This is a genomic window from Nostoc sp. ChiVER01, from assembly GCF_034531155.1.
Classification (GTDB): domain Bacteria; phylum Cyanobacteriota; class Cyanobacteriia; order Cyanobacteriales; family Nostocaceae; genus Nostoc.
The window spans coordinates 136519-144758 of record NZ_JAVRBS010000005.1; the positions used below are offsets into that span (position 1 = coordinate 136519).

At 41.4% G+C, this 8240-nt stretch carries 7 protein-coding genes and 1 pseudogene; 3 read left to right on the forward strand and 5 right to left on the reverse strand.

Annotation, left to right across the window (positions count from 1 at the left end; genetic code table 11):
• The first annotated feature begins 342 nt into the window (after positions 1–342).
• Positions 343–2631 carry an amylo-alpha-1,6-glucosidase gene (locus RMY00_RS09150; RefSeq protein WP_322647384.1) on the forward strand — a complete coding sequence of 763 codons (2289 nt, stop codon included), beginning with the start codon at positions 343–345 and terminating at the stop codon, positions 2629–2631.
• Between the two features lie 309 nt (positions 2632–2940).
• On the opposite strand, the gene RMY00_RS09155 is transcribed toward RMY00_RS09150, so the two are convergent.
• From RMY00_RS09155 to RMY00_RS09175, 5 genes are all read right to left on the reverse strand, one after another.
• Complete coding sequence (locus RMY00_RS09155) at positions 2941–3621, reverse strand: hypothetical protein (protein ID WP_322647229.1); 681 nt, start codon at positions 3619–3621, stop codon at positions 2941–2943.
• On the reverse strand, positions 3621–3824 hold the full coding sequence (locus tag RMY00_RS09160) for a hypothetical protein (RefSeq protein WP_322647230.1): 204 nt from the start codon (positions 3822–3824) through the stop codon (positions 3621–3623). The genes RMY00_RS09155 and RMY00_RS09160 overlap by 1 nt, the downstream gene beginning before the upstream one ends.
• Before the next feature lie 280 nt (positions 3825–4104).
• Positions 4105–4233: a hypothetical protein gene (locus RMY00_RS09165; RefSeq protein WP_322647231.1), complete on the reverse strand. Its 129-nt coding sequence runs from the start codon at positions 4231–4233 to the stop codon at positions 4105–4107.
• A 143-nt stretch (positions 4234–4376) separates the two neighbouring features.
• Positions 4377–4706 carry a DUF2973 domain-containing protein gene (locus RMY00_RS09170; protein ID WP_322647232.1) on the reverse strand — a complete coding sequence of 110 codons (330 nt, stop codon included), beginning with the start codon at positions 4704–4706 and terminating at the stop codon, positions 4377–4379.
• Positions 4707–5035: 329 nt separating this feature from the next.
• Positions 5036–5353: a DUF2605 domain-containing protein gene (locus RMY00_RS09175; protein ID WP_322647233.1), complete on the reverse strand. Its 318-nt coding sequence runs from the start codon at positions 5351–5353 to the stop codon at positions 5036–5038.
• 415 nt (positions 5354–5768) lie between these two features.
• Here RMY00_RS09175 and thrS point away from each other — a divergent pair, with 415 nt between their 5' ends.
• Both thrS and RMY00_RS09185 read left to right on the forward strand, forming a co-directional pair.
• Positions 5769–7610, forward strand: coding sequence for a threonine--tRNA ligase (gene thrS, locus RMY00_RS09180; protein WP_322647234.1), 1842 nt, complete (start codon positions 5769–5771; stop codon positions 7608–7610).
• A 392-nt stretch (positions 7611–8002) separates the two neighbouring features.
• Positions 8003–8240 (forward strand): annotated as a pseudogene (locus tag RMY00_RS09185) (hypothetical protein); the annotation flags it as partial.

Consider the following 8240-nt stretch of genomic DNA (forward strand, 5'->3'; position numbering starts at 1 on the left):
AATCAATAATTATTGATTAAAATTAATCAATTAATGAATTATCATAAATTAGTCTAATCAAATATTATGGATCTTTAAAACAAAATCGTATAATTAGGATAAAACAAATAATTTCCGCCCTATAAGTGCGGAGAGTGTCAATTGAAAGTTATAAATAAGTTTATAAATATCTGCTTATACGGGTTTGAGCGCTACTATGTTGTCAGCAGTAGTTAAGTGTTATTTTGGCTTCAATGGCTCAAGCAAGTTTTAGAAAGCGTCTTTTTTTTGAAAGTTGTGAGGGTCAGCAATCTTTACTCAGAAGACCACAAAAATATAGACCTGTACACGGAACTTTGGCTAATGACACCGGATACGCTAATCACCCCGGAAAAAATTTTCCTGGATGGAAAAACTTTTATTCCTGCTGAACAATTACCTATCCCGGAGTGGCCTTGTGTTGTGAGTGAAAGACCACAACCGACACTGACGGTTAAAGACGATGATTTATTTTTTGTGACGGATACTGTTGGGAACATTTCTGGCTGTTCCCTTAATGATGGCAATCCCAGCCTGGGATTGTTTTGCTGTGATACAAGATTTCTCAATCGTTTGGAGTTGCAAATTGAAGGGCGATCGCCTGTACTTCTCAGTAGTACTGCCGAAAAAGGGTTTTCACTCTCAGCTTTGTGTACCAACCCCAGAATCGACGAACGGCTTAGAGCCGAAACTGTAGGAATTCGCCGGGAAATGGTTCTCAATGGCGCACTATTTGAAGAAATAGAAGTATCTAACTACAGCACAACTACTGTCAATTTTGAACTAACCATCAGCTTTGATGCGGATTTTGTTGATTTATTTGAAGTCCGGGGCTATGACAGAGAAAAACGAGGTAGGCTTTTACGTCTAGTAGAACCGACGGCTGAAGAAGGAATCTCTCTAGCCGATGGTGTTTCCCCTATACCCAAAGAGCCACCAACTTTTAGGGAAGAATCCTTAACACTCGCCTATCAAGGTTTGGATGGCTCAGTAATGGAATCCCGTATTTTATTTCAGCATCGCCAACCAAACTATTTCAAGGGTTACACTGCGGTTTGGCAGCTAGAGTTGGCTTCTCACGAAACTCAAAAATTGGGCTACCGGGTGAGCATGTTGAAAAACAACCAGTCTAGTTCAACCGTCAGCGCCGCCTTCACCTTAGGACAGGCGAAAGCTGCTGAGTTGATGGAGGAGCAACACTGGCTACAACAAATTACACGCATTAGCTCAGATAAAAGCATTTTCAATCGAGTGATTGAACGGGCCGAGCAAGATATGTATTTGTTGCGTCAGTCTTTTGGCAAGCATAAGACAGTTTCGGCTGGAGTGCCGTGGTTTTCAACACTATTTGGGCGGGATTCGTTGATTACAGCTTCTCAAGCCTTAATGTTAAACTCAGAAATTGCCAAAGAAACCTTGATATTGCTTGCGGCATACCAAGGTAAAGTCGAGGACGAATGGCGCGAAGAAGAACCGGGTAAGATTTTGCACGAGTTACGTTTGGGAGAAATGGCTCGTTGTCAAGAAATTCCCCATACACCTTACTACGGTACAGTTGATGCCACTCCCCTGTGGCTGATGCTGTATGCCGAACATTATTCTTGGACTTACGATCACGAACTTTTAGAGCAACTTTGGCCGAATGCTCTAGCAGCAATGGAGTGGATTGATCGCAATACAAAAGAAACCAGCTACCTCAGTTACTTCCGTAAATCCAAACGTGGTCTTCCTAACCAAGGTTGGAAAGATTCTGATGACTGTATCGTAAATCATAAGGGAGAATTAGCTAACGGCCCAATTGCCTTGTGTGAAGTACAAGCTTATGTCTATGCTGCAAAAATGCGTCTAGCAGAAATCGCTAGGATGAAAAAGCGGCTTGATTTGGCAGATCGTTGGCAAGAAGAGGCCAGAAATCTTAAGATTCGTTTTAATCGAGATTTTTGGGTAGAAGATTTAGATTTCTGTGCTTTAGCTTTGGATGGAAATGGCAAGCCAGTAGACAGTATTACCTCAAATCCTGGTCATTGTCTGCAATTGGGCCTTTTCAACCACGAAAGAGCCTATAGTGTCGCAGAACGGTTGCGAGCGCCAGATATGTTTAATGGTTGGGGCATTCGGACTCTAAGTAGTTTGTCACCCGCTTACAATCCAATGGGTTATCACACTGGTTCTGTTTGGCCCCATGATAACGCTTTGATTGCAATGGGATTGCGATCGCTCGGTCTTATCGATCAAGCTTTAGAAATTTTCCAAGGTTTATTTGACATGACGAGTCAGCAGCCTTATCAACGTCCTCCAGAACTCTTCTGCGGCTATGAACGGAACGGTGATAATGCCCCTGTACAGTATCCAGTTGCCTGCACTCCCCAAGCTTGGGCTACTGGCAGTGTTTTCCAACTACTGCAAATGATGGTTAACTTGGTGCCTGATGCTCAAAATAACTGCTTGCGAATAATCGACCCTGCTTTGCCAGAATCGATTAATCGCCTGTCATTTCATAATTTGCGAGTCGGCCCTACCATCCTCGATTTAGAATTCGAGCGTTCTGGGACTACGACGGCTTGTCGGGTTGCGAAAAAACGCGGTAATTTGCGGGTAGTTATTGAAGCTTAGGAAGGGAGTAGGCAAAGACGCGATTAATCGTGTCTGTACTAGGGAGTAGGGAATTCCCTATTCCCTATTTTATGCTTGGTAATATGACTTGAAATTCAGCACCCACGCTTATACCATTTCACGAAAAATTTTATACAGATGTAAACTCTGAAAGCCTTGCTGCATTTAAATTTTTTAATTGCAAATTGCGTTAGCGCAGCGTTCGCGTAGCGTCTCGTAGAGAGGAACGAGCGTCATTACGTTAGCGTGCGGGGCAAAGCCCATTGCGAATTGGTATTAGTTTTACTATCTACTCCAACCAACGCAGTATTAGTCTGCTTCATCGCCAGTGTGCAGAGTTTTTAAAAGCTGCTCTATAAGCTCGATCAATTCATATACATAATTTTGCGTAATTTGTGTAGTTTTGAAACCATGAGCAATAGAATTACGTAATGGGGGTGCATTCATTAGTAACTGATACTCGGATTTTGAAATTACACCTTCAGTTACTAATTGATTTACTAAGTAGGGCGGATCAAATTTTTTTAAACTTAGCTCTTCCTTTTGGGCAAGAAGTCTCAAAGTTGCTTCTACTAATGACCAGGAATATAGGAGAGCTAATTCTGGATGTTGCGTTGTAAGTTGCTTTACTAGTTGCAACTGTGATTCTATTTCACGCTCTTGAAGAGAAGTCTCTGCTTTGGGAGAATACGTTATATCCTCCGAGTTGATCATTACTAATTCAAATCTCCAACCAAGATGCTTTTCTACCGCTTGAGCTAAATTACCTAAATATTGATTAGAATAAGAGTTAAGTGAAGAGCGTGACTTGACTTCAATAACTACATTTTCTTCTCCCCGACGTACTATCATGTCGGGGCGATAGTGATTAAGAAAATTAGGCAAGTCTTCTGGATTTGGATGAAAAAAAACTTCGTAACCCTTTTCCCGATACTCCTCTGCTAGTTTCAGCAATCGCTCTCTTTCTAAGTTTGCGGTTGGAGTTTCCATCAAATAATTACCTCCTGGTTAGGAGCATCAATTACGACAATATATAAGAATTCATTGCCACGAGAAAAACCCCCTGCCAATGTCGAGGTCATGTTTTCTATTCTAAAGTTACTTGACAAATTCCTCTTTCTAACTAGGAGATCGCTTACTTGATTATCATCGACATAGGCTAATCCTTTAATTGCATCTTGAATAGGCTTCACTATATTGTCTACATCCATTTATATCGGAATCATAGAAATAGGTTATCTGGAGCATAACCCACCCAGTAGCTATTTTTTGTTCCGAAGACCAGTATTTTTTAGCCTCTTGTAGTACTGTCTTTTTCCAATCTTCAAGCCGATTGCCCTTACCACGCTTACGAGCCTGTTGTGATACTGGTGGGCCATCTACTATGAACTAAAATCTGGTCAATAAATTTTTAAATAATAGATTACAGGTTATTATATGCTAGTAACCTCGAAGATAAACAGATAATTCCCGTTATTTATAACAGAGGAATGCTGCGGTTACTAACTGTTGCTGCGTCGCTTCGTCGCTGAGTGCTTCACAAATTATCTCATCACTCACACCATGCCTTTTCAGGCTCAACCTGTACCAGGTCAACAACATAATGTTAAATTACCAGCCTAGCAATGCGATCGCCTCAAGTTCAAGGATGGTAAAAAATTTCTGGTATAAGAACGGTTAAGGATGTAAAACAACAATAATTTACACCCAAACTGCTAACAGACGCGATTAATCGCGTCTCTACGTTACGCTTCCTCAGAATTATCTCTTTTATGTCCTGGGGATGCTTCGTAAAGTGCATCGAGATGTTGACGCGCATCTTCAACGTTAATCGAACGCATTACCAAAAGTGGCTCTTTAATTAACTTACCAGCGCTATCTAATAATTCTGGATGGGGTACAAATTGTTTTCTTGATGAATAATAACCATAGTTGCCTTGATTATTTATTGGCGAGGAATTTGTCGGGTAAGTTCGCTCCCGATCAAAACTGAACATGATCAAGTTACGAATTAAGTTGCCAACAGCTATAAATGCAAGGATTGTAAAAGCAAGAATGTAAAGCAGGTGTAACATTAGATTTTCCTCCAGAACAACAATTTTTAAAAGTTTATTTTGATTTTGTAACGCTTTGTTTCGCCGACACTGTAACTCATAGTTAAGATGAGTATTTGACACACTTTTTGTGTGATTACATTTATATGAAGCTATTTGTCAACCGTTATTCCACTTACGGTAGCATAGGATACATTGCTTTGTTAATCCAAAAAATGTTAAGAAAGTGTTAAGAGCTATTTACTATTTCTTTAACGGCTGATTTACCGTTTTGTGTAGACGCAAAGAGGGTTGTTGTTAGATATCGTTAAGTAGGCTGCCAAAATTTAACAGATGCTCCCATTTGTTGCTTAGGCTTCACGCGTTTGGCGAAAGCGCATTGCAACATTCCAGCATTCTGTTACTAATTGATGCCAAGGCATTAACGTTGCCATATCAATTCCAACTTGTTTATCAGTAGCTGAAAACAGCATCTTCGCCGTATTTAGTTCATCTTGCGCTTGCTTAACCCGCAAAAGCAAGTCAGATTGCTCTTGATGACTCATAAATGATAGTTGTTCGGTTTCGAGTAAATGACGCGATCGCGTAAACCAATGCTGAAAATCTTCCAGCAGGGGTTCTAAAACCGTTCCTAGCAAATTAGTCCCTGGTAAATTTGAGTCTGACATAAATGAGAAGAATATTTCAAACTTTCTTACTAATATTAACGTTATTTACGTTTCTTAATATCTTTTTTAATTTTCTCATAATCTGCGGATGTGGAATTTTGTAACAAACAATACATAAATGTATTATATAGTCTTGCTATTGGGTTTGTACAGTGCCTTTGGAGAGGCGTCTATAGGTATAGCTGACAGCAAGTTGCTTTTCTAAAGATAATTTAGCGATGTCTACGACGGGCTACGCCTACGCGTGGAATCCTGAATTTGATACTCAGCGAACCGATGAAAAATTTATCTTTCTCCCCTATCACAAATTAAGCCAGTAGTTAGAAGATAAAGGTGAAAAAAGCAAAAATCAAAGTCGTTATAGTTGAATAAGCCTACAGATTCAGATAAATCACCTTTTGTAATCACTTCGTCAATGGTTCAGCAGCCAATGTCGCCAAATTCATCAAATCAGTCAGAACAAGTTGAAAAAATTTATTTACCGCGTACCAGCGAATCAGAAAACTTAAAGAAGATTCGCCACACTGCTTCCCATGTTATGGCAATGGCAGTACAAAAGCTGTTTCCCAAGGCGCAAGTTACAATCGGCCCTTGGATTGAAAACGGTTTTTACTACGACTTCGACAATCCAGAACCATTTAGCGAAAATGATCTCAAAGCCATCAAGAAAGAGATGGCGAAGATTATTAATCGCAAGTTGGCGGTTATTCGAGAAGAAGTCAGCCGCGAAGAAGCCCAACGCCGGATTCAGGGAATTAACGAACCTTACAAGCTAGAAATCCTGGCAGATATCAAAGAGGAACCTATCACGATTTACCACCTGGGAAATGAATGGTGGGATTTGTGTGCCGGGCCTCATCTGGAAAATACCAGTGAATTAAACCCCAAGGCAATTGAACTAGAAAGCGTTGCTGGTGCTTATTGGCGTGGGGATGAAACTAAAGCTCAATTACAACGCATCTACGCTACCGCTTGGGAAAGCCCAGAACAACTCGCTGAATATAAGCGACGTAAAGAAGAAGCGCTACGGCGAGATCACCGGAAACTGGGTAAGGAACTGGGATTATTTGTATTCTCTGATTTAGTGGGGCCGGGTTTACCTTTGTGGACACCCAAAGGCACTCTGTTACGGAATACTTTAGAAGATTTTCTCAAGCAAGAACAGTTAAAACGGGGTTATTTATCTGTAGTAACGCCTCACATTGCCAGAGTAGACTTATTTAAAACCTCTGGACACTGGCAGAAATATAAAGAAGATATGTTCCCTTTAATGGCAGATGACTCCGAAGCTGCTGCACAGGAACAGGGCTTCGTCATGAAGCCGATGAACTGCCCCTTCCACATCCAAATATATAAGAGTGAGTTACGCTCTTATCGAGAACTACCGATGCGCTTGGCGGAATTTGGTACTGTTTACCGCTACGAACAATCAGGAGAATTGGGTGGTTTAACACGGGTGCGCGGTTTTACTGTAGATGATTCTCACCTGTTCGTCACCCCAGAACAGCTAGATAGTGAATTCCTCAGTGTGGTGGATTTGATTTTGTCGGTGTTCAATAAGCTGCAACTGAAGAACTTTAAAGCTAGACTCAGTTTCCGCGATCCAGCTAGTGATAAGTACATCGGTTCAGATGAAGTTTGGGACAAAGCCGAAGGTGCAATTCGCCGTGCAGTTGAAACCTTGGGAATGGATCACTTTGAAGGTATTGGAGAAGCGGCATTTTATGGCCCCAAACTCGACTTTATCTTTAGTGATGCTTTAGAACGGGAGTGGCAATTAGGAACTGTGCAGGTAGATTACAACTTGCCAGAACGCTTTGATTTGGAATACGTTGCCGAAGATGGTGTTCGCAAACGCCCAGTGATGATTCACCGTGCGCCTTTTGGTTCACTAGAACGACTAATTGGGATCTTAATTGAAGAATATGCGGGCGATTTCCCTTTGTGGTTAGCGCCAGTGCAAGCTAGATTGCTGCCAGTAGGTGATACACAGCTAGACTTTGCTAAAGATGTGGTGGCGAAGATGCGTGCATTAGGAATCCGTGCAGAAGTAGATACCAGTGGCGATCGCTTAGGTAAACAGATTCGCAATGCAGAGAAAGAAAAAATACCCGTGATGGCTGTGGTGGGAGTGAAAGAAGTGGAGACAAACACCTTAAGTATCCGTACCCGCGCCTCTGGAGAATTGGGAGTTATCCCTGTCGATGAGGTGATGGATAAGATGAAGGATGCGATCGCTAAGTTCGAGAATTTCTAAAATCTAACCGCAGACGCACACTAATTATAATTGGTGTGCGTTTTGTCTAGTAGATTAGACTATCGCCTAGCTGGTAGGTTTTGGTGAAGATGCAATGTCTACGATGAGCTTTTCTACGTTCGCGCAGCGTGTCGCAGACAGACGCTACGCGTAGCTTGCTTCCCGAAGAGTACGCTTACGTAACGCATTTAATATCAAAGACTCATTGAGGGAGATAAATCTGGAAGATCAAAAAGTATCACAGACAACAAAACTGTTCTCAATCACCACATCCAAGAAAACTTTTCGAGTTACTCAACACTGATAGGATTGATTAAAAGACTTGTGGAATCTGCTCTTCCTAAACAGACTGGACTTGCATAAATTACTGTCAACAATTTTTGACTTACATCATGAACCGCTTTACCTCTATTTTGCTCGCAGGCTTGATAGCATCTGCATCAGCTTTGGCTATTTCTCCAAAAGCTGATGCTAATACACCAGCGTCTTATCTTGCTGAGTTAGATAGCTACGGCTATCAACGCAACGATGATCGGAACTACGAACGTTATAGTCGTCACCACAGAAATGGTGATTATGAGCGTCAGAATGACCTTCGCAACATTCGTGACAATAACTATCGCTATGAGC